This window comes from Pseudomonas sp. XS1P51 (genome assembly GCF_054897845.1).
Genome location: NZ_CM142707.1, coordinates 2,776,612 through 2,796,986, shown reverse-complemented (window position 1 = coordinate 2,796,986; position 20,375 = coordinate 2,776,612). Strand labels below are relative to the sequence as shown.

The 20,375-nt window shown below is 59.9% G+C and carries 16 protein-coding genes, 1 tRNA gene and 1 pseudogene; 10 read left to right on the top strand and 8 right to left on the bottom strand.

Going from position 1 to position 20,375, the window contains the following annotated elements; genetic code table 11:
* Positions 1 to 127: 127 nt before the first annotated feature.
* From ACYZUD_RS12985 to ACYZUD_RS12970, 4 genes and pseudogenes are all read left to right on the top strand, one after another.
* Positions 128 to 400 (top strand): HU family DNA-binding protein, encoded by a 273-nt coding sequence (locus ACYZUD_RS12985; protein WP_002552737.1) that lies wholly within the window; start codon positions 128 to 130, stop codon positions 398 to 400.
* Between the two features lie 53 nt (positions 401 to 453).
* Positions 454 to 531 (top strand) — tRNA-Leu (locus ACYZUD_RS12980).
* A 102-nt stretch (positions 532 to 633) separates the two neighbouring features.
* Positions 634 to 2,505 (top strand): SurA N-terminal domain-containing protein, encoded by a 1,872-nt coding sequence (locus ACYZUD_RS12975; protein ID WP_462024356.1) that lies wholly within the window; start codon positions 634 to 636, stop codon positions 2,503 to 2,505.
* 120 nt (positions 2,506 to 2,625) lie between these two features.
* A pseudogene (locus ACYZUD_RS12970) lies at positions 2,626 to 3,782 on the top strand (transposase); the annotation flags it as partial.
* A 136-nt stretch (positions 3,783 to 3,918) separates the two neighbouring features.
* On the opposite strand, the gene ACYZUD_RS12965 reads toward ACYZUD_RS12970, so the two are convergent.
* On the bottom strand, positions 3,919 to 5,124 hold the full coding sequence (locus tag ACYZUD_RS12965) for an MFS transporter (RefSeq protein WP_462024355.1): 1,206 nt from the start codon (positions 5,122 to 5,124) through the stop codon (positions 3,919 to 3,921).
* 123 nt (positions 5,125 to 5,247) lie between these two features.
* On the opposite strand from ACYZUD_RS12965, the gene ACYZUD_RS12960 reads away from it, so the two are divergent.
* The 3 genes from ACYZUD_RS12960 to ACYZUD_RS12950 all read left to right on the top strand — a co-directional run bounded on the left by ACYZUD_RS12960 (position 5,248) and on the right by ACYZUD_RS12950 (position 7,425).
* Positions 5,248 to 6,147 carry a LysR family transcriptional regulator gene (locus tag ACYZUD_RS12960; RefSeq protein ID WP_462025033.1) on the top strand — a complete coding sequence of 300 codons (900 nt, stop codon included), beginning with the start codon at positions 5,248 to 5,250 and terminating at the stop codon, positions 6,145 to 6,147.
* Positions 6,148 to 6,238: 91 nt separating this feature from the next.
* On the top strand, positions 6,239 to 7,078 hold the full coding sequence (locus ACYZUD_RS12955; protein WP_462024354.1) for a DUF2242 domain-containing protein: 840 nt from the start codon (positions 6,239 to 6,241) through the stop codon (positions 7,076 to 7,078).
* Between the two features lie 164 nt (positions 7,079 to 7,242).
* Entirely contained in the window at positions 7,243 to 7,425 is a 183-nt protein-coding gene (locus ACYZUD_RS12950) for a hypothetical protein (RefSeq protein WP_462024353.1), read from the top strand.
* 3 nt (positions 7,426 to 7,428) lie between these two features.
* Here ACYZUD_RS12950 and ACYZUD_RS12945 read toward each other — a convergent pair whose 3' ends face one another.
* Together ACYZUD_RS12945 and ACYZUD_RS12940 are read right to left on the bottom strand one after the other, a co-directional pair.
* Complete coding sequence (locus tag ACYZUD_RS12945; protein WP_462024352.1) at positions 7,429 to 8,469, bottom strand: AraC family transcriptional regulator; 1,041 nt, start codon at positions 8,467 to 8,469, stop codon at positions 7,429 to 7,431.
* Positions 8,470 to 8,472: 3 nt separating this feature from the next.
* Complete coding sequence (locus ACYZUD_RS12940) at positions 8,473 to 9,603, bottom strand: carbon-nitrogen hydrolase family protein (protein ID WP_462024351.1); 1,131 nt, start codon at positions 9,601 to 9,603, stop codon at positions 8,473 to 8,475.
* Between the two features lie 210 nt (positions 9,604 to 9,813).
* Between ACYZUD_RS12940 and ACYZUD_RS12935 the strand changes: the two genes are divergently transcribed.
* Together ACYZUD_RS12935 and ACYZUD_RS12930 are read left to right on the top strand one after the other, a co-directional pair.
* On the top strand, positions 9,814 to 11,853 hold the full coding sequence (locus ACYZUD_RS12935; RefSeq protein WP_462024350.1) for an oxidoreductase: 2,040 nt from the start codon (positions 9,814 to 9,816) through the stop codon (positions 11,851 to 11,853).
* 157 nt (positions 11,854 to 12,010) lie between these two features.
* A complete protein-coding gene (locus tag ACYZUD_RS12930) occupies positions 12,011 to 12,937 on the top strand; it encodes a 1-aminocyclopropane-1-carboxylate deaminase/D-cysteine desulfhydrase (RefSeq protein ID WP_462024349.1) in 927 nt (308 codons plus the stop codon).
* A 74-nt stretch (positions 12,938 to 13,011) separates the two neighbouring features.
* Here ACYZUD_RS12930 and ACYZUD_RS12925 read toward each other — a convergent pair whose 3' ends face one another.
* Together ACYZUD_RS12925 and ACYZUD_RS12920 are read right to left on the bottom strand one after the other, a co-directional pair.
* Positions 13,012 to 13,560 carry a cytochrome b gene (locus ACYZUD_RS12925; protein ID WP_462024348.1) on the bottom strand — a complete coding sequence of 183 codons (549 nt, stop codon included), beginning with the start codon at positions 13,558 to 13,560 and terminating at the stop codon, positions 13,012 to 13,014.
* A 386-nt stretch (positions 13,561 to 13,946) separates the two neighbouring features.
* Complete coding sequence (locus ACYZUD_RS12920) at positions 13,947 to 15,275, bottom strand: type VI secretion system Vgr family protein (protein ID WP_462024347.1); 1,329 nt, start codon at positions 15,273 to 15,275, stop codon at positions 13,947 to 13,949.
* Positions 15,276 to 15,505: 230 nt separating this feature from the next.
* On the opposite strand from ACYZUD_RS12920, the gene ACYZUD_RS12915 reads away from it, so the two are divergent.
* Positions 15,506 to 16,210 (top strand): YebC/PmpR family DNA-binding transcriptional regulator, encoded by a 705-nt coding sequence (locus ACYZUD_RS12915; protein WP_462024346.1) that lies wholly within the window; start codon positions 15,506 to 15,508, stop codon positions 16,208 to 16,210.
* A gap of 130 nt (positions 16,211 to 16,340) precedes the next feature.
* On the opposite strand, the gene ACYZUD_RS12910 is transcribed toward ACYZUD_RS12915, so the two are convergent.
* The 3 genes from ACYZUD_RS12910 to ACYZUD_RS12900 form a co-directional block, all read right to left on the bottom strand.
* Entirely contained in the window at positions 16,341 to 17,654 is a 1,314-nt protein-coding gene (locus tag ACYZUD_RS12910; RefSeq protein ID WP_462024345.1) for a protein kinase, read from the bottom strand.
* Between the two features lie 197 nt (positions 17,655 to 17,851).
* Positions 17,852 to 18,979 carry a cell division protein ZapE gene (gene zapE / locus ACYZUD_RS12905; RefSeq protein WP_462024344.1) on the bottom strand — a complete coding sequence of 376 codons (1,128 nt, stop codon included), beginning with the start codon at positions 18,977 to 18,979 and terminating at the stop codon, positions 17,852 to 17,854.
* 316 nt (positions 18,980 to 19,295) lie between these two features.
* Positions 19,296 to 20,357: an ABC transporter substrate-binding protein gene (locus ACYZUD_RS12900; protein ID WP_462024343.1), complete on the bottom strand. Its 1,062-nt coding sequence runs from the start codon at positions 20,355 to 20,357 to the stop codon at positions 19,296 to 19,298.
* Positions 20,358 to 20,375: the final 18 nt, after the last annotated feature.

Genomic DNA, 20,375 nt, shown 5'->3' with positions numbered 1-20,375 from the left:
CTTGTTGACAGCTTTTTAGAGCCCTTGTTATAAAGCGGCTCTTAAGTGTCTGTAGGCCATTCAGCACTGTTTTTGCTTTCACCAAAAAACTTAGAATCAAACTCAAATAGATATAAGGGGACTTAGAGTGAACAAGTCGGAACTGATTGATGCTATCGCTGCATCCGCTGATATCCCGAAAGCTGCTGCTGGCCGTGCGCTGGACGCTGTAATCGAATCCGTCACTGGCGCTCTCAAGGCTGGCGACTCTGTTGTTCTGGTTGGTTTCGGTACTTTCTCCGTGACTGATCGTCCAGCTCGCATTGGTCGTAACCCACAGACCGGTAAGACGCTGGAAATCGCAGCAGCTAAAAAACCAGGTTTCAAAGCCGGTAAAGCACTGAAAGAAGCTGTCAACTAAGTTCGATTCAGGTTTTTGCCTATCCGGGTCGGGGTCATGCCTGACCTGGCAGCGGAGCGGTAGTCCAGTCGGCAAGTCGCCGGTCCGAGACACCGAGGGTCGCAAGTTCGAACCCTCGGTCCGCTCCGCCAGTTACGAGAAGGCGCATCCTCGGATGCGCCTTTCTTCTATCCGGATTCTACCCACGCTCCACGGTTGCCTAATTTTGAAGTTCAACCGTTTCTGGGGGACGCATGCTGCAGAATATCAGGGACAATTCACAAGGCTGGATTGCCAAGACCATTATCGGGGTCATCGTTGCACTGATGGCTTTGACCGGTTTCGACGCCATTTTTCAGGCCACCACCAGTCGTAACGATGCGGCCAAGGTCAACGGCGAAGAAATCAGCCAGAACGAGCTGAGCCAGGCGGTTGATATGCAACGCCGTCAACTCATGCAACAGCTGGGCAAGGATTTCGATGCTTCCTTGCTCGACGAAAAAATGCTGCGCGAATCGGCCCTCAAAGGCTTGATCGATCGCAAACTGCTGCTGCAAGGCGCAGAAAAATCGAAATTCGCTTTCTCCGAAGCGGCTTTGGACCAGGTGATCCTGCAAACACCTGAATTCCAGGTGGATGGCAAGTTCAGCGCCGAGCGTTTCGATCAGGTTATCCGTCAACTCGGCTACAGCCGCATGCAATTCCGCCAGATGCTGGCTCAGGAAATGCTGATCGGTCAACTGCGTGCGGGTCTGGCGGGTAGCGGTTTCGTCACCGACGCACAGGTTCTGTCCTTCGCCCGTCTGGAAAAACAGACCCGCGATTTCGCCACCCTGAACGTCAAGGCCGACCCGGCGGCTGTGAAGTTGACCGACGAAGAAGTCAAGGCTTACTACGACGAACACGCCAAGGAGTTCATGACGCCGGATCAGGTGATCATCGACTACCTCGAGTTGAAGAAGTCTTCCTTCTTTGATCAGGTCGCTGTGAAGGACGAAGACCTGCAAGCGGCGTATCAGAAAGAAATCGCGAACCTGTCCGAACAACGCCGGGCCGCGCATATTCTGATCGAAGTGAACGACAAGGTGACCGAGGCGCAAGCCAAGGCCAAGATCGAAGAAGTTCAGGCACGTCTGGCCAAAGGCGAGAAGTTCGAGGCATTGGCCAAGGAATTCTCCCAGGACCCGGGTTCGGCGAATAACGGCGGTGACCTCGGCTACGCAGGCCCTGGTGTCTACGATCCGGCGTTCGAAACAGCACTGTATGCGTTGTCCAAGGATCAGGTATCGGCACCGGTTCGCACCGACTTCGGTTTCCACCTGATCAAGCTGTTGGGTGTCGAAGCGCCGGAAGTTCCTACGTTGGCCAGCCTGAAAGACAAGCTGACCCGTGAGCTGAAAGCCCAGCAGGTCGAGCAGCGTTTCGTCGAGGCAACCAAGCAACTGGAAGACTCGTCGTTCGAAGCCTCCGATCTGGCTCAGCCAGCGCAGGACCTGAAACTGACCGTCCACACCTCCAAGCCGTTCGGGCGTGAAGGTGGCGAAGGTGTTACGGCCAACCGTGCTGTGATCACTGCCGCGTTCAGCCCTGAAGTGCTGGATGAGGGTGCCAACAGCACCGCCATCGAGCTCGATCCGGAAACCGTGATCGTACTGCGCGCCAAAGAGCATTTGAAGCCTGCGCAGTTGCCGCTGGAAAGCGTGTCTGCCGCCATTCGTGTGCAATTGGCCAAGGAGCACGCCAGTGCTGCCGCCAAGACCAAGGCTGATGAGCTGATCGCCAGCCTGCGTGAGGGCAAGACACCGCTGGACAAGGCAATTGATGGCCAGAGCTGGAAAGTGACCGCAGCCGCGACTCGTGCTCAGGAAGGGATCGACCCAACCGTGTTGCAAGCGCTGTTCCGCATGCCGAAACCAGCGACCAAAGACAAGCCGACCTTCAGCAGCGTGACCCTATCTGATGGCAGCCTGGTGATCGTGCGCCTGAACAGCGTGAACGAAGCCGCTGCACCGACCGAAGAAGAGAAGGCTCAATACCGTCGCTTCCTCGCCTCGCGCATTGGCCAGCAAGACTTTGCGGCGTACCGCAAACAGCTGGAAAGCGAAGCGGACATCAAGCGTTTCTGATGCCTGACTGAGTTTCCCGCAACATGAAGACCCCAGCCGAAAGCAGACTGTGTGAAAACCTAGCAATCTGCTGGCCGGTTAAAGAAAATGCCCGTATCGCAAGATACGGGCATTTTTCTTATGCGCTATATCCAAGGTGAAAACCGCTCCCAGACAGCACTGTTTCCAGTGTCGCTGGACGAACTTATTCCTGATGACCATCTGGTTCGCGTCATCGAAGCCTATGTTTCGCTTCTGGACTTTGAGCCACTGGGTTTCGACAAAGCCAGACCCAAGGCCACCGGACGCCCTTCGTACGATCCTGCCCTCAAGCCGCAAACAGATGACCCCGAAAAAACTCAAGCACCAGGACGCGGTGCTCAATCAGCGAATTGCGCGCTATCTGGCGCAGCTCGATGAAGCGGATCGTAATGAGGGAGGAGAGTCGATCAATCGCTCAGCCGTGCAAACGGCTCTTCGGGAGTTGCAGATAAAAAAGGCCAATAACCAGACCTGCCAAGGGCTGATGGAAGCTCAAGGTCTGGTTCAACCCATTGTGGGCGAGTCCGATGCGCAAAAAATGCGGACGCCTTCTGGCACGTTCGTGGCGTACAACATCCAAAGCGCTGTGGATGCTGAGCATTGTCTGATTCTGCACCACGAGGTAACTCAGGATGGCGCCGATCGGCAGCAGCTTGAGCCGATGGCAAAAGCTGCTTGCTGAGCTGAATCAATCGCAATTAAGCGTCACGGCCGATGCCGGCTACTCCAATGGCGAACAGTTTCAAGCCTGTGAAGATGCCGGCATCACGGCGTTCGTACCGCCTAATCGCTCGGTCAACAATCAAGGTGACGGTACTGAGTTTTTTGATCGCACGGATTTCAAATACGAGGAACAACGCGACGCTTATCAATGCCCTGGCGGTAAATTGCTAACACTTAAGCAGATTAACAAAGGCAATCGGATTTATCAGGCGACTATCGCCGATTGTGACGTTTGTCCGTTAAAAAGCCGCTGCACCCAAACGAGCCGCCGCTACCTCACGCGCCATGCTCATGAAGCCGCTTTTGAACGGATGGAGCAGCGAATGCGGGCCCATCCCGAGATGATGGTTAGCCGGCGATCCATCGTCGAACACCCCTTCGGCAATCTCAAGCAATGGCTATTTGGCAATGGCCGGTTCTTGCTGCGACAGCTGAAAGGCGCCAGAGCCGAAATGGCATTGGCGGTACAAGCCTACAACCTGAAAAGGGCGATCAAGGTGCTGGGAGCACAAAAGCTGATGGCGTTGATGGGCAGAGAGGCCCTTTATTTTTCAGATTTCAGAAAAGCAAATGCCCCGACAAGTCGGGGCATTTGTTTTTAAGCAGCGGCAGGCCCTAACCAGCCCGAACACAAAAAAACTGATACTCCCAAGGCTGGGGTTTTTTGTTTCAGCGCGCCGAAGGGAAACCGTCGGTCCGCGCGTTCGCCGTGGCCAGCAAGGTCAGTACCAGTAACCCGGCGACCACCCACGGGAACGCCATTACTCCCAGGCTATCGAGCAACAATCCTCCCGCCAGTCCGCCGCCGGCAATCCCGATGTTCCACATCGTCACCAGCATTGACTGCGCGGTGTCCGCCGCATCCCCGGCCGTTTTCGCCGAAGCGGTCTGCAACAGCGAAGGCATCGCCCCGAACGCCAGTCCCCAGACGGCCACGGCACCATAGACCACCGCCGCCGATTCGCCCCAAAATCCCAGCGCCAGTGCCGACACAATGAACAACCCGCCGCTGATCAGCACGAGTTCGCGCAACCAGCGGTCGATCAGACTGCCAACGATCCAGATGCTCAGCACTGACGCCAGGCCGAAGACCAGCAGCACGCGATCGATTGTTGCGGCAAGTCCGGACGGCTGCAGGAAAGGGGCGATGTAGGTGTAGAGAATGTTGTGAGCCAGCACGTAGGAAACGGTCACGAACAGGACCGAGCGAAGTCCCGGCAGGGCAAACACCTTGCGCAGCGGCAGGCGCTTTTCGGCGATTTGACCGGGAAAGTCCGGAACCTGCCAGCGCACCCAGATGATCAGGATCAAGGTGAGCGCCGTCATGATCGCAAAGCTCAGCCGCCAACCCACGACCGTGCCCAGCAATGTCCCGGCAGGTACCCCGAGAGACAAGGCCAGCGGTGCACCGAGCATCGCCACGGCAATGGCCCGGCCTTGCAGGTGCGGTGCAACCATGCGGCTGGCATACCCGGCCACCAGAGCCCAGAGCAGCCCGGCGAAGATGCCGGCAAATAACCTGGCAACCAGTGTCAGCGCATAGTCGGTTGAAAGGGCGGTAATGCTGTTGACGATGGCAAAGCCACCAATCGCAGTCAGCAGCAAGGGGCGGCGGCGCCATCCGCGAGTGGCGATGATGAGCGGGATCGCCGCCAGCAGCGAGCCGATAGCGTACAGCGTCACCAGTTGCCCGACCAACGCTTGCGAGACGTTCAGGTCCGCGCTCATCTGCGGTAACAGGCCGGCCGGCATGGCCTCTGTCAGTACGGTAATGAAACCGGCGGTGGCCAGGGCCAGCAGGCCACTGAGGGGCAGGCGTTCGCGGGCTTGTGCTTCGGTGCGCAGTGATTGCACGGTCAATTCGGGTTCGTTCATGCGTTCAGGTCCCTGTCAGGTGAGTAGCCACGGACAGAGCGTAGGGCGCTGCGCCTCCGGGAAAAACAGGTTAAGGTTCCGAACATATCGGACATGGATGTCGTTAATCGCGAGGGTAACGGATTGGATAGTCTGGGCAGTATCTCGGTGTTTGTGCAGGTGGCGGAGACCCGCAGCTTCACGCAGGCCGCGCGTTTGATGGGAGTGTCGTCATCGGCGATCGGCAAAAGCATCGCCCGCACCGAGACGCGGCTGGGCGTGCGCCTGTTCCATCGCAGCACCCGCAGCATCACCCTGACGTCGGAAGGCGCGCTGTTTCTGGAGCGCTGTCGCAAGATCCTGGCCGAGGTCGAGGCTGCCGAATTCGAGCTGTGTAATGCCGCGTCGGCGCCTCGCGGCAAGCTGCGGATCAGCTTGCCGCTGGTGTCCGGGCTGGTGATGCCGGTGCTCACGGAGTTCATGGCGCTGTATCCGGAGATCGAACTGGATATCGATTTGTCCGACCGCATGGTGGATGTGGTCGAGGAGGGCTTCGATGCGGTGGTGCGAACCGGCAGACCCAAGGATTCCCGACTGATGGCGCGGCCGCTCGGCGGATTTCGCATGGTGCTGGTCGCCACGACTGAGTATTTCAAGGCTCACGGTATACCGCAGACACCCACGGATCTCGCCCGTCATGCCTGCCTGCGTCACACCTTTCACGCCACCGGTAAGCTGGAGCCGTGGCCTTTGCGTCGCGGGGCTGGCGACCCGGAGCCGGTGCTGCCGACGCGGATGGTCAGCACCTCGATCGAAGTCGTGAGTTTTGTGGCCCTTCAGGGGATGGGCATTGCCTGTCTGCCGGACTTCATGGTCCATGACCACGTAAGGCACGGCAGATTGCAGCGGGTGCTCGACGATTACCTGGAGCATGCTGGCACATTCTGGATACTTTGGCCGTCCAGCCGCCACGCCGCCGCCAAGCTGCGAGTGTTCATCGATCATTTATGCGCGCGACTTTTTCCTGCAAACGAGGGTCAGTAACCCTGTAACTGTTTCAAGACACTAATCGGTGCGACGCTAAGCATCGATCTGTTGCACAATACGCCCCGGACCGTTTCTCTCAGGATGTTCAATGTTTAAATCAATTCCCATGCGGGTTGTCGGGCTGGCGTTGGTGCTGGCCGTCGCGGCCGGTTGCTCGTCGAAGAAAGCCCCCATCTATGAGCATGAGAGCTTTGACGACTCCGGAACATTTTCACGCAATTACCCGGTAACCGATGCGCAAACCTGCGAAGCCGCCCGTCGGGCGCTGCTCAGCCAGGGCTACATCATCACCAGCAGCGACCCGAAACTGGTCAGCGGGCACAAGAGCTTCCAGCAGACTGGCGAGACCCACATGGAGATCAGCTTCAGTGTGGTCTGTGCCGATGATGGCAGCGAGGGCCACCACGCGACCATGTTCGCCAATGCCCTGCAGGATCGCTATGCGCTGAAGAAGACCAACAACTCCGCCAGTCTCGGTGTGGGCGTGCTGGGCTCGGTATCGATGCCGATCGGCTCGTCCGACGACTCGATGGTCAAGGTCGCCAGCGAAACCGTATCGTCGCCCAAGTTCTACGAGCGCTTCTTTGCCCTGGTCGAGCTGTTCCTGCCGCCGGAAGCGAAAAAGGCCGCACACATCACCGAAAAGCCGAAAACCGTTCTGGGCGTGCCTGAAGCCAAATCCGCACCGGCTCCGTTGGCGCCAACTCCGGAACCTGCAGCCGAACCGACTCCAGCCCCGGCCGCGGAGCCTGCCCCGGCACCAGCTGCCTCGGAACCGGTTGCTCCGCCGCCTGAAGCTGCGCCGATCAGTCCGGCCGAAAGCACCGAACCGGCACCGTCCACGGAAACCGTCACGCCACCACCGACGGACTCGAGCTTGCCCCCACCCAGCGAGCCGATCAGCGCCATGCCTGTCACCAGCCAGTAATCGGCTTCTGACGTTCCGGGGGCGGTTCAGTCGACACTGATCCCGGAACCGTTTTCAAGATTGACCCGCGTCAACTCAGGCCCGTTCCTACGGTCTGTATCGAAAAAATCCTGTGATAAATTCCTGACCACCTGCTACGTTTTATCAAGTAGCGGCGTAGCGTCGTGCCTGCGTCATTTTTCTTTCACGCGGGCACTTTATGCTCAGGGCGCAGGTCATTTATTCAGGCGTTTTTTTCAACGGGCTGTGGGGGATTCACAATGGACGATTATCAAGAAGAGCTGCTCGAGTTTCAGGCGTTTGAACTGGACCCGCTGGAACCGGCCGAAGACGCCACCGAGCTGTGAGCATCAGGCGGATTGGCGATGACTGCGGCGAAATTCGCCGGGTGTCTGGCCGCTCCAGCGTTTGAAGGCCCGTTGAAACGCTTCGGCTGAGGCAAAACCCAGCAGGTAGGCGATTTCACCGAACGCCAGTTCGGTGTCGCGGATGTAGGTCATGGCCAGGTCGCGACGAGTGTCGTTGAGAATTGCGCGAAATTGCGTGCCTTCCTCGGCGAGTTTGCGGCGTAAGGTCCAGGTGGGCAGCTTCAGGCGTGCCGCCACTTCTTCCAGGTCGGGTTCCCGACCACCATTGAGTAACGGCCCCAGTAACTGAGTGATGCGTTCACGCAGGCTGCGGGTGCGTGTCAGTTGTTCCAGTTCCCGTTCACACAGTTGCAGCAGATGCCGCCACGTACTGGGGCAGTGCACCGGATTGCGCTGAGCGAGGCTGGCCAGACTCAGGCGCAGTTGATTCTGTTCGGCGCCGAACTGGATCGGACAATCGCCCAGCACGGCATAAGCGTCACGGTAATCCGGTTCGCTGAACTCGATCTCGATGCGTTCGGCGCGCAGCGGGGCAGGGCTGACGCTGGACAATTGCTGCAACCAGCCTGAGATGATCGAATCCACCACGAAGCGGTTATAGGCGTTGTAAGGGCTGATGGAATAGAACCGCAGCCAGGCGCCCTGGGCGTCTTCGTGAAAGCTCGATTGGCCGCGATAGTTGGAACCGTACAAGGCTTCGAAGCGAATCAGGCAGCGCGCCGCTTCTCGCACCGTCGGCGCCTGGGCGGCGGTGACCCCGGCCAGGCCGGCCTGGCTCAAGCGACTGAGCTGGCCCATGCGCAAACCCAGGGCCGGGTTGTCGGTCAGTTGAATGGCGCCGTGGCCAAGGCGCATGTAACGCGGGATGGAGAGCCGGGCACCGGCTTCGCTCAGGCGAGCCGTATCGAGGCCGTATTGCTCGAGTAATGGCTGAGGGTCGACACCGTGGCTGCGTACGGCGTCGGCCAGACTATGAACAAAGCCCACCGACAGATCGCCCAGACGCATCGGCAACGGTTTCATGGGTTACAACCAGAGATTCAGCAAGCGCGCGCCACGGGCATTGCCGCCGGCGAAATGCTGCCCGTTGCTGCTGAGAAAACTTTGACCGGCGCTGCCCTGGTCCCAGAACTGACCGCGCAGAAAAACGCTCATGCCGGCGATGGCCTGGCTGCTGGGCGGTTGAGCGGTCAATGTCAGGCGATGCCAGGCCTGGCCCTCGCTGAGCTCGCCGGCCTTGAGGCTGACCGAACCGGGTGTCGACAAGCCCTTGTAACCGCGCCACGGTTTATCCCAGGCCTCGCGGCCGATGACGAACGCCGGGACCGCCACCAGTTGCGCGCCCTGATCATCGAGCTTGCGGTAGTTGTCCGGGTACCAGCTGTCGCTGCCGATCAGCACGCCCAGGCGTCCGGCCGGGGTGTCGACGACGTTGAGCGTATGCTCGCCATTGGCCTTGATCACTTCATGTTCATCGAAAATCGGATGCATCTGACGCTGGGGCTGGCCGATCGGCAGGCCGTCGCGGCCGAACACCACGCTGCTGTTATACAACGCACCGCGACCGACTTTCAGGGTGCCGTCGATGATGCTGGGCTCGGGCAGCACGATGGAGCCGGCCACCAGGGTCACGTGGAACTCTTTCGCCAGACCACCGAACAGTGCCTGGTAATCCTTGGCCATGCCCTTGGCCTTCATGCGCAGATGGGCATCGTCCAGGCGGTTGTCGCCCTTGGCATTGAACAGGGCGCGGACGAACTTCAAGGGGTTGCTCACCGCCAGCCAGTTCATGGCTTCCTTGAGGGTGGTGGCCTGGTACAGCTCGTCTTTCTCGCCACTGACCATCAGCCAGGTGCCGACATGTTCGGGCAACACGACGATGGTTTTTTCGTTGAGCAGGCCTTGTTCCTGAGCCTTCTGCAAATAGGCTGCGAGTTTGCGATGCAAGCGCTCGGAGCTTTGATAATCGGTGGGAAACAGTTCAGGCTGGATACCCAGCAAATTGCCACGGTCGGCGGGGGTGCCCTGGTCGACGGCGAGATCGATGCGCAAATCCGACAGGTAATGACCCACCGGACGATCCGCGGCCCACATGGCGTAGGTCGTGAGGACGGCAATCAATGCCATGGAGAAGGTCAGGTACAGAAGTTTGCGCATGGGTAGACAGTCAACGGCCGTGTGCAGGATTCGCTGACTAGGGTAGGGCCCATGCCAGCGCTTGCCAAGGGGCGCTGCACATTTGGATCAATAAGTTGTCAGTTACGGTCATTGAGCGACCAGGGGAGTGCCCATAGTCTGTTGCACATGACAGAGGGGCGCCAAAGAGCGCCCACACTTTTTCCGTGAACGCTCGTTGTGGAGTTACCGATGACCGCCGCTCATTACCCGTACCTGTTGGCCCCGCTGGACCTGGGTTTTACCACGTTGCGCAATCGCACCCTGATGGGCTCGATGCACACGGGTCTTGAGGAGAAACCCGGCGGTTTCGAGCGCATGGCCGCGTACTTCGCCGAGCGTGCCCGTGGCGGCGTTGGCTTGATGGTCACCGGCGGTATCGGTCCGAACGACGAGGGCGGCGTGTATTCCGGTGCGGCCAAGTTGACCACTGAAGAAGAAGCGCTCAAACACCAGATCGTGACCCGCGCGGTGCACGAGGCGGGCGGCAAGATCTGCATGCAGATCCTTCACGCCGGCCGGTATGCCTACAGCCCGAAACAGGTTGCACCGAGCGCGATTCAGGCGCCGATCAACCCGTTCAAGCCTAAAGAGCTGGACGAGGAAGGCATCGAGAAGCAGATCAGCGATTTCGTTACCTGTTCGACCCTGGCGCAAAAAGCGGAATACGACGGCGTCGAGATCATGGGCTCCGAAGGTTATTTCATTAACCAGTTCCTCGCCGCTCACACCAACCACCGCACCGACCGCTGGGGCGGCGCTTACGAAAACCGCATGCGCCTGCCGGTGGAAATCGTCCGCCGTGTACGCGAAGCCGTAGGCCCGAACTTCATCATCATCTTCCGCCTGTCGATGCTCGACCTGGTGGAAGGCGGCAGCACCTGGGAAGAAATCGTGCAGTTGGCCAAGGCCATCGAGCAGGCCGGTGCGACCATCATCAACACCGGTATCGGCTGGCACGAAGCGCGGATTCCGACCATCGCCACCAAGGTGCCACGTGGTGCATTCAGCAAAGTCACGGCCAAGCTCCGCGGCTCGGTGAGCATTCCGCTGATCACCACCAACCGCATCAACACCCCGGAAGTGGCAGAACAGATCCTGGCCGAAGGCGATGCCGACATGGTCTCCATGGCGCGGCCATTCCTCGCCGACCCGGACTTCGTCAACAAGGCCGCCGCTGGCCGCGCCGACGAAATCAACACCTGCATCGGTTGCAATCAGGCCTGCCTGGACCACACCTTCGGCGGCAAGTTGACCACCTGCCTGGTCAACCCGCGGGCCTGCCATGAAACTGAACTCAATTACCTGCCCGTGCAGCAGATCAAGAAAATCGCGGTGGTCGGTGCCGGCCCTGCGGGGCTGTCGGCTGCGACCGTGGCTGCCGAGCGTGGTCATCAGGTGACGCTGTTCGATTCGGCCGGCGAAATCGGCGGCCAGTTCAACATCGCCAAGCGTGTGCCGGGCAAGGAAGAGTTCTTCGAAACCCTGCGCTACTTCAACCGCAAACTGCAGACCACCAACGTCGAACTGTGCCTGAACACCCGCGTCGACGTGGCCAAACTGGTTGAAGGCGGTTACGACGAGATCATCCTCGCCACCGGCATTGCGCCACGCACACCGGCGATTCCGGGTGTCGAGAACGCCAAGGTGCTGAGCTACCTGGACGTGATCCTCGAACGCAAACCGGTGGGCAAGCGCGTCGCCGTGATCGGCGCCGGTGGTATCGGTTTCGACGTCTCGGAGTTCCTCGTTCATCAGGGCGTTGCCACCAGTCAGGACCGCGAAGCGTTCTGGAAAGAGTGGGGCATCGATACCCATCTTCAAGCGCGTGGCGGTGTGGCCGGCATCAAGGCTGAACCGCATGCGCCAGCGCGTGAAGTGTTCCTGCTGCAACGCAAGAAATCCAAGGTCGGCGATGGCCTGGGCAAGACCACGGGCTGGATTCACCGCACCGGTCTGAAGAACAAGCGGGTGCAGATGCTCAATTGCGTCGAGTACCTGAAGATCGACGACGAAGGCCTGCACATCCGCATCGGCGAAACCGGCGAGCCGCAAGTGCTGCCGGTGGATAACATCGTGATCTGCGCCGGGCAGGATCCGCTGCGTGAGTTGCATGACGGTCTGGTGGCGGCGGGGCAGAACGTGCATTTGATTGGTGGTGCGGACGTGGCGGCGGAGCTGGATGCCAAACGGGCGATCAATCAGGGTTCGCGTCTGGCGGCGGAGTTGTAAACCGCAGGTCGAGCGTGCCAATGGTTTTCGCGAGCAGGCTCGCTCCCACACTGGATCTATGTCGCGCCAAAGATCAAATGTGGGAGCGAGCCTGCTCGCGATGGCTGCCTTTGAGCGACTAGAATGCTGGCTCTTTACTGAGCACAATCAGGCGCCAATGCTTTTTCCCTCTTCCCACCGGCTACCCCAAGCCCCGCTCGAGCTTCTGCATCTTGATTGGCTAACCCGATCAGGTATCGAAGTCGCCATCCTGCGCCTGGACCAGATCGACCCACTGATCAGCGGTAACAAGTGGTTCAAACTCATCGAACACCTCAAAGCCGCTGACCTTGTCGGTGCCGAAGGCATCATCAGCCTGGGCGGTGCTCACTCCAATCATCTGCATGCTCTGGCGGCCACCGGCAAGCGCTTCGGGTTCACCACCGTCGGGCTGTTACGCGGTCATCCGCAAGACACCCCGACGGTGAAGGACTTGCAGGCGTTCGGCATGCAGTTGCACTGGCTCGGTTATGGCGGTTATCGCGCGCGGCATGAGGCGGGTTTCTGGCGGCCATGGCAGGCGCAGTATCCCGGTCTGCATCCGGTGCCGGAAGGTGGTGGCGGTTTGCCGGGAGCAAAGGGCTGCATGCAGCTGAAGACAATGGTCAGGGAACAACTGAGCGATCTGGGCTGGACCGATTACAGTGGCTGGTGGCTGGCGAGCGGAACCGGCACGACCCTGGCCGGCCTGGTGCTGGCCGAAGCGGGTGACCACCCGGTTTACGGCGCGCTCGCGGTGCCCGGCGATCATGGCGTGACACAGCAGGTCGAGTCGATAGTGCAAGAAGCGGGCTTGCAGAATCCTGTTTACGAACTGTTCGACGCCAGTCGTGGTGGCTTTGCCAAAGTCGATCCAGTGTTACTCGAATTCATCGAACAGACCGAACAGGCCAGCGGCATTCCCTTCGAACCGTTGTACACCGGCAAAGCGCTGCTGGCGCTCAACCAGCACGTCGAAGCCGGAAGATTCGAAAGGGGCACGCGCCTGATATTCATCCATACCGGCGGCTTGCAGGGCCTACGGGGTTTCAGTTCACAAACCTAGAGAACGCTTTGTACTTTTGTGGCGAGGGGGCAAGCCCCCTCGCCACAAGTGATGTGTGTTTTCGGTAACGGTGTTTAACCACGCTTGGGCATCATCCGCAGCAGTGTGTTATCGCCCACTACGTAGTGGTGATAAATCCCCGCTACGGCATGCAGACCGACCAGCCAGTAACCAATGGTGCCGCCGAGTTCATGCCAGCCCTGAATCTGTTTGGCCAGTGACTTGTCTTCCGCGACCAGCAGCGGCAAGTCGAAACCGTAGAACATCACTTGATGACCCTTGGCGCTGGTGACCAGCCAGCCAAGAATCGGCATGGCGATCATGAAAATATACAGCGCCCAGTGCATCAGCCTGGCCAGCACGGTCTGCCAGTGCGGCGACGCCGGGAAGATTTGCGGTGCCGGGCCGAGACTACGCGCGAACAATCGCAGCCACACCAGCACGAACACCGTGAGACCGAGCATGAAGTGCGATTCGGTGATCAGCGTCCGGCCACCGCTGCCTTTGGGAAAGATACCGCGCAATTCGATACAGGCGTACACCAGCGCCAGCAAAACCAGCATCAACCAATGCAACGCGATCGACACGGTGCTGTAGCGTGAGTCGGAATTTTTCCACGGCATACGGTGTTCCTCACAGGTCGGGTCTCACGTCCACCGTTCTTGTTCGACGGTGTTCATTAACTGTAAGCCTGTTTCTTCGGGTTTGCCTGAGGTTCAAGGGGGGGGCAATGCGTTGGTTCAGCTGATAGACAGCAAAAAAGCGCAGTTTCCTGCTGTAGGAGCGAGCCTGCTCGCGATAGCGGACGGCCATTCAATATCGATGTCGACTGATCGGGCCTCATCGCGAGCAGGGATCTACGTTGGTCACGCATGTTGCGTCTGACGCAAAACCCTTGTGGGAGCGAACCTGCTCGCGATGAGGCGAAACCTGCCTGGACCTGCCACGGCACCTGGATGTGCACCTGGCGAAGTTTGCGGTGGCGGCGGGCAAGGCTGACAAGGGCTGATCAGGTCTGGCGGTTGACCAGCCAATCGAGCAGTAGACGGTCGCCGCCGCGTGGTTGCAGGGCGGGTCGAGGCGCTGCCAGATGGCTTACAACGGCGCACAACACCGGACGATCCGGATCGCTGTCGAGAAAACTGATGAGCACCTCGGTTCCGGCCACAGGTAGCCTGGACGTATCGACGCGACCGTCCGGCGCTGCGAGGACCACGGGTAGCCAGAGGCCGGTGGATTCATCGTCATCGGACTCCGGGGTAGGCCACAACCTGACCTGTATCCGACCTTGATCATCCACCACAGCGGGTTGGCCGACAGGACCCAGCACCCGAGCCGTCTGAAAGCCCGGAATGCCGGGTCTGGCTTGTATGAGCGCGGGCCGGAACACCGTTGACCACGGAATGGCGGTGAACTGATTGCTGTAACGCCGGGCAATGTCGGTGGTGTTCCGGGCGAGAATCGACGGGTGTTGGCCCTGATGCCGGATCTCGGTCAGCAGCCATTGGTCGTTGAAGTTCGAGAGCGGATGTTCCGACACTTGGACGATTCGTCCGCTGCGCAATTCGCTATGGTTGCTTTGACCTTGTATCTGCCGATGCTGGCAACGAAGGCGCTCCAGTATTCGACGACTGAGTTGTTCGCGGTCGAGTTGTTGTGGAGCGGGGCGCAGGGTGACTGGAGGCGAGGTGTGGCGCTGGAACAATTCACTGATCACCGGCAAGTTTGCGTGGTGGGGCGTTTCGCTGTGGAAGGGCATCAGCAGCGGTTCCTGGGGGAAACTCAGGCTGTCATCCGCCAGTACCAGCACATGGCCGTCGCGCTGATGTTCGAAGTGATAGTGGATGCCTTCTTCTTCGCAGAGCCGTTGCAGGAACGCGAGGTCACTCTCATCGAACTGAATGCAAAACGGCCTGACGGGATAGCGACCGTTCGGTAGTTCAAAGCGATAGCTGCCTTCAGGTAGCGCGTTTTCTGCGAGCAGCTGGCGCAGGATGGCGGGCACACCGAGTTGATGAAATACCCGACGAGAGCGCTGTCGGTCCAGGTTTTGAAGCCAGGGCACCAACACCAGTCTGGAGCCGATCCGGTGCGGGCCGCGATGTTCGTAACTGGCGCTGTGAACGATGCCGTGAATGCCCCGACCATCTGCCAGGCTGAGGAAAACCGGCTGTTGCAGCCACCGATCGGGGTTCATGGCCGGTGCCAGGCCGATCACTTCGATGTCGAATCGATAGGGCTGGTTGAGAGCTTCATGGCCACTGAACTGCACCACCTGAAAACTCAAATCGCCATCGAGGAGTGTCAGGGTGAAGGGACTTTCCTTGTCGTTTTGCATCGAACGCGCTTCTGCCATGGAATATGGGCACAGAGGGTACGAAACCGCGGCCCTTTATGGTCACCGCAAATCGACGTTTCAGAATCGCCCTACAACTACCGGTGAAGATGTCGATCCGTCATGCCGGTGACAGAGTGGAATTTTTGGTCGATTGCCAACTTTAGGCCGTATAAACTTGCGCAAAGCGTCGGCCAATAGATGTCTCGGCGCCACAGATAAGAGAGTGAGTAATGGGCGCACAGTGGAAGGTTAAACACAAAGAAGCGGCAGCCAACGCCAAGGGCAAGATCTTCGGCAAACTGGTGAAGGAAATCACCATTGCTGCACGCAACGGTGCCGATACCACCACCAACGCACACCTGCGTCTGGTGGTCGAGCAGGCGAAAAAGGCTTCGATGCCCCGCGAAACCCTGGAACGTGCGATCAAGAAAGGCTCCGGCCAGCTCGGCGAAACCGTGCAATACCATCGCGTGACGTATGAAGGGTTCGCACCGCATCAGGTGCCGTTGATCGTTGAATGCGTGACCGACAACATTAACCGCACCGTTGCCGAAATCCGTGTGGCGTTCCGTAAGGGGCAGCTCGGGGCTTCCGGTTCCGTTGCCTGGGACTTTGACCATGTGGGCATGATCGAGGCGTCCCCGGATAGCCCGGATGCTGATCCGGAAATGGCCGCGATTGAAGCCGGCGCACAGGATTTCGAACCTGCCGAAGACGGCGCGACGCTGTTCATCACCGAAGCGAGCGACCTGGATTCGGTACAAAAAGCCTTGCCCGAGCAGGGTTTCACCGTGTTGTCGGCGAAGTTGGGTTACAAGCCGAAGAACCCGGTCAGCGGCCTGAGCGATGAGCAGATGGCTGAAGTCGAAGCGTTCCTGGAAGGCCTCGATAACCATGATGACGTGCAGGACATGTTTGTCGGGTTGGCGGGTTAATCTGTTTCTTCAGTGACAACGCCATCGCGAGCAGGCTCGCTCCCACAATAGATCTGTGTCGGTCACACACCATGTGTACGACACAAAACCAATGTGGGAGCGAGCCCGCTCGCGATTGACCGCGCGGCGGTCACCAACCCTGCAACTCCCGCACAATCTCGCTGAACCCCGGCCGCATCATTACATCCGGCTGGCAGCAGCGTTGCTGCAAATCCTCCAACTGTCCGCGCCCCTCATCGCTCAACCCCGAGTCGATCCGCTCCAGCAATTCCCCCAGTAGAACCCCGAATGCCCGCACCTCGATCCGTTGCAATGCGCGACTTTCAAGGCTGTCCGAGGTGGCGTGGAATGACGCCGCGCCAAAGTCCCCTAACAGGCAATCGCCTTGCTCGTTCCACAGAATGTTGTGGCCATAGAGGTCGCCATGGGTGATGCCCTGGCGGTGTAAATGCTCGGCCACCGAAGCGATGCCACAGGCGATGCGCAAAGCCACGCCAGCGCTGAACCGGGTGTCGTTGGCGTAGACGTCGCGGCTACAGGAGGCCAGGCTCGGCAAGCCGGCCAGGTTGCGGTAGCTCGGATCGATCAGCTCCATCACCAGCCCGGCCTGCGCGTGCGGATGCCCGACGATCCGCCCTTCGACCCGGATCAGGTTGGGGTGGATACCGGCAGTGATACAGGCGTTCATCTCGTGCAATGGCGAACCATCGCTGGTCATTTCGCCTTTGTAGAGTTTGACCGCGACCGGGGTGGCCGGTTGGCCGGGCCGTTCCCACGTTGCCCGGTGAATCACCCCCGAAGCGCCTTCGCCCAGTTGCTGCTCCAGGCGCAGCGCGGACCAGGGAATGTTCGCGGTCGCTTCAAGGGCCGCCGCGTCGGCTTCGGTTTCCAGCGGGTTACCGGCGTAGGCCAGCCAGGTCAGGCTCGGCAGGGTCAGCAGCCATTCGGGAAGCTCGGTCAGTTGGTTGGCGGCGATGCGGATCAGCTCGAGTCGATGGCACTGGCTCAGGCTCTCGGGCAAACGCTGCAAGCGGTTGCCGGCGAGCATGAGTTTTTGCAGAAGCGGGCGCTCACCCAGCTCGGTCGGCAGTTCGCTGACGGCGTTGTCGGTCAGGATCAGCCAGCGCAATAACGGTGGCAGCGCGACGCCCGGCACGTGTTCGATGCGGTTGGCCTTGAAACCGACCATGGTCAGTGCGGCGCATTGGCCCAGGCAGGCGGGCAGTTCGGTGAACAGGTTGTCCGAGCAGAACAGCACGCGCAAACGGGTCAGGCGATGCAGGTCGTCCGGCAGGCTGCTCAAGGCGTTGCCACTGAGATTGAGCACCTCCAGCGAGTCCGCGAGGTCGAAAATCTCCCGGGGAAACTCCGTCAGGCCGCCGCCGAGGTCCAGGCGGGTGATACCCGACAATTGGCCGGCGCGCAGTTGGGCAAGGGTATGCATGAACAGATTCGCTATTGATCGAGAGAAGGGCGCGGGGGCCTGGAAATGGGCGACATGATAGCGGGAAAGGTGTGGCGACTGTCAGTCCGCCTTCGCGAGCAGGCTCGCTCCCACATTAGACCGCGTCCGTCCAAGCAAACCGGTCAACTGTGGGAGCGAGCCTGCTCGCGATAGCGATCTGACAGGCAATACAAAACCTACGCCTCCCTGATCTCCACCAACTGCCCCAACCGGCTGCGCGTGCGCGCCAGATCAATGGCATCGCCACCCAGACTTTCGCGCAACGACCGCTGTCCGAGCAGAATCAAATGCTTGTCCTGGTCGTACAAAACGTCGATCAGGTTGATGAAGCGTTGCTGGGCGGCGATTGAACACGCGGCGAGATCGGGCAGTTGGTCGATGATCCAGTGATCGAAACACCGGCACAGCTCCAGGTAATCCATGACCGCCGTCGGGTGGTCGCACAGATCGTCGAAGGTAAAACCGATGGTTCGACCTTCGCGGTATCGGGCTGGAAGATGCCGGGTGCCGACGGGCAGCGCAATGGCCGGGGCGTCGGGTGCGGGCAGGTTCAACGCCTGACGCTGCGCCACGGTCGCCGGCCAGACGTAATGACCCTGAGCGAACAGCTGCAGGGTGTGGGTTCGCACCTGACTGCGGTAGTCGTGGGGACCGCCGACTTCCATGACCTGCATGCGCGCGTTGATCAGGTCGATCACCGGTTTGAAACGTGCGTGGTACAGCGGGTTGGGCAGCAAGCCTTCCGGCGGGTAGTTCGAGGTGACCAACAGCAGGATGCCCCGGCGAAACAGGGCCTTGAACAGCCGCGTAATGAGCATCGCATCGCCGATGTCGTGGACGTGAAACTCGTCGAAACACAGCACCCGGCAATCGCACAGCAGTTCATCGAGGGTGGCCGCCAGGGCGTCGGGTTGATCGCGATGATTGAACATGCCTTGGTGCAGTCGAGCAAAGAACTCATGGAAGTGCAGGCGCTGTTTTGCCGCAAGGGGGATGGCCTGGAAAAAAACCTCGAGCAGCCAGCTCTTGCCGCGCCCCACGGCACCGTGCAGGTAAAGGCCTGGCAGTGTTTTCGCCGGCGTGCCGAGCAACGCCGTGGCGTGCTGCGCCATGCAGTCGATCACGCGCTGCTGGCTGTGGCTGAGGGTGTAGCCCTGGGAGTGGGCCTTGTGATGGAAGTAGTCGTGGACCACTCGTCCGCTCGCGGTGCTGCTGGCGGGGGCGGCCGATGCCTTGCCGAAGAAGCGGCGCAGCGCGGGCCAGCGAGGTGTGAAGCGCGAACGGTTGGGCGGTCGAACGGCCACGGTGATGTCCCCCCTGATCTTAAGGCCGGCTCCCCGAGCGGCGGCGGCCTAGTGTAACCAATGGGGGAATTTTCATTCCAGTTGTGTCGACAAGCGCCAGCGGGGGGACGTATCTGGACAGTGTGGTGCTGGACGTGAACCCGGCAGCAACGGTATGTGTAGCAGCTGTCGAGCCTGCGTCCGGCTGCGGAGCAGTCGTAAACCAGATACCTCGGCTTTCCAGATGAACCGCGGTGAATGGATTGGCGACTGCTCCGCAGCCGGATGCAGCCTCGCAGGCTCGACAGCTGCTACATAGAGAGTGCTACGCCGGAAGCTACCGCTCGATACTGCGATTCCATCGTGCATTCCACGCCGGGCGCTGTTCGTTGACCTGATCCCAATCGATCGCAATGGCAGTGGTCAGGTACTGCTTCATCGCCTCGACCTGGCCGCGGGTTTTGTCGGTGGTCGGGGTATTCGGGTTGGACGGGATCTGGTCGCCGTCTTCAAGTGCGGCGGCCTGTGCTTCAGGCGTCAGCAAAAAGGCTGCAAGTTTTTGCGCCAGTTCCGGCTGGGTATTGTTGGCAATCGCGCATTCGGCGACGTTGAGCACCACGGCGCCTTCCTTCGGTTGCGCGTACTCCACCGGCATGCCCTTGAGTTTCAGCGCGGTGACCTGGGTGGGTGTCAGCGGGAACAGCGCCGCTTCGTCGGTCTGGAGCATTTCGGAAATCTTCGCCGAGCTTGGAATGTATTCCAGCACGTTGCGCCCGACCGTGTTCGGCCAGGCCTTGAACCCTGGCTCGACGTCGGTTTCGCTGCCGCCCTGGATCCGGTTGAACATCAGGAACCCGTGCAGGCCGAAGGTCGACGAGGCCATCGACTGGAACACCAGTTTGTCCTTGAAGCGCGGGTCGGCCATGTCCATCCATGAGGTCGGTGCGTTCCAGCCTTTTTCCTTGAACAGCCGCGTGTTGTACGCCAGCCCGGTGACGCCGAGGCTGACCGCCACGGCTTGATCCTTGATACGGCCCTTGGCCGGAATCTGCGCCAGGGTCGGGCTGTCTTCGAGTTTGTCGCACAAGCCCATAGCGATGGCGCGGTACATGATGCCGTCATCGAGGAACATCACGTGCATCTGCGGATTGCCCTTGCTGGCCTGAACCTTGGCCAGAATATCGGCGGAAGTGCCCGGCACGATCACCACTTTGACGTTGTTGGCTTTCTCGAAAACCGGCAGCACCTTGTCGGCGTAGAGCCGCTCCATGGTCCCGCCGTTCATGCCCAGGTAAAGCGTCGGTTCGGCCTGGGCCTGGCTGACCGTGAGCAGGGCGCCCACGCAAGAAAAACTTAGCCAGGAGAAACCGAGTAGTGCACTGCGTTTGACGTTATTCATTGGCGCGACCTTCCTCTA

What these genes read in the sequence shown, in the direction of transcription:
- ACYZUD_RS12975 (WP_462024356.1), top strand. Translation starts at nt 634, where the DNA reads ATGCTGCAGAATATCAGGGACAATTCACAAGGCTGGATTGCCAAGACC.
- ACYZUD_RS12965 (WP_462024355.1), bottom strand. Translation starts at nt 5,124, where the DNA reads ATGAACGAACCCGAATTGACCGTGCAATCACTGCGCACCGAAGCACAA.
- ACYZUD_RS12955 (WP_462024354.1), top strand. Translation starts at nt 6,239, where the DNA reads ATGTTTAAATCAATTCCCATGCGGGTTGTCGGGCTGGCGTTGGTGCTG.
- ACYZUD_RS12945 (WP_462024352.1), bottom strand. Translation starts at nt 8,469, where the DNA reads ATGAAACCGTTGCCGATGCGTCTGGGCGATCTGTCGGTGGGCTTTGTT.
- ACYZUD_RS12940 (WP_462024351.1), bottom strand. Translation starts at nt 9,603, where the DNA reads ATGCGCAAACTTCTGTACCTGACCTTCTCCATGGCATTGATTGCCGTC.
- ACYZUD_RS12935 (WP_462024350.1), top strand. Translation starts at nt 9,814, where the DNA reads ATGACCGCCGCTCATTACCCGTACCTGTTGGCCCCGCTGGACCTGGGT.
- ACYZUD_RS12930 (WP_462024349.1), top strand. Translation starts at nt 12,011, where the DNA reads ATGCTTTTTCCCTCTTCCCACCGGCTACCCCAAGCCCCGCTCGAGCTT.
- ACYZUD_RS12925 (WP_462024348.1), bottom strand. Translation starts at nt 13,560, where the DNA reads ATGCCGTGGAAAAATTCCGACTCACGCTACAGCACCGTGTCGATCGCG.
- ACYZUD_RS12920 (WP_462024347.1), bottom strand. Translation starts at nt 15,275, where the DNA reads ATGCAAAACGACAAGGAAAGTCCCTTCACCCTGACACTCCTCGATGGC.
- ACYZUD_RS12915 (WP_462024346.1), top strand. Translation starts at nt 15,506, where the DNA reads ATGGGCGCACAGTGGAAGGTTAAACACAAAGAAGCGGCAGCCAACGCC.
- ACYZUD_RS12910 (WP_462024345.1), bottom strand. Translation starts at nt 17,654, where the DNA reads ATGCATACCCTTGCCCAACTGCGCGCCGGCCAATTGTCGGGTATCACC.
- ACYZUD_RS12900 (WP_462024343.1), bottom strand. Translation starts at nt 20,357, where the DNA reads ATGAATAACGTCAAACGCAGTGCACTACTCGGTTTCTCCTGGCTAAGT.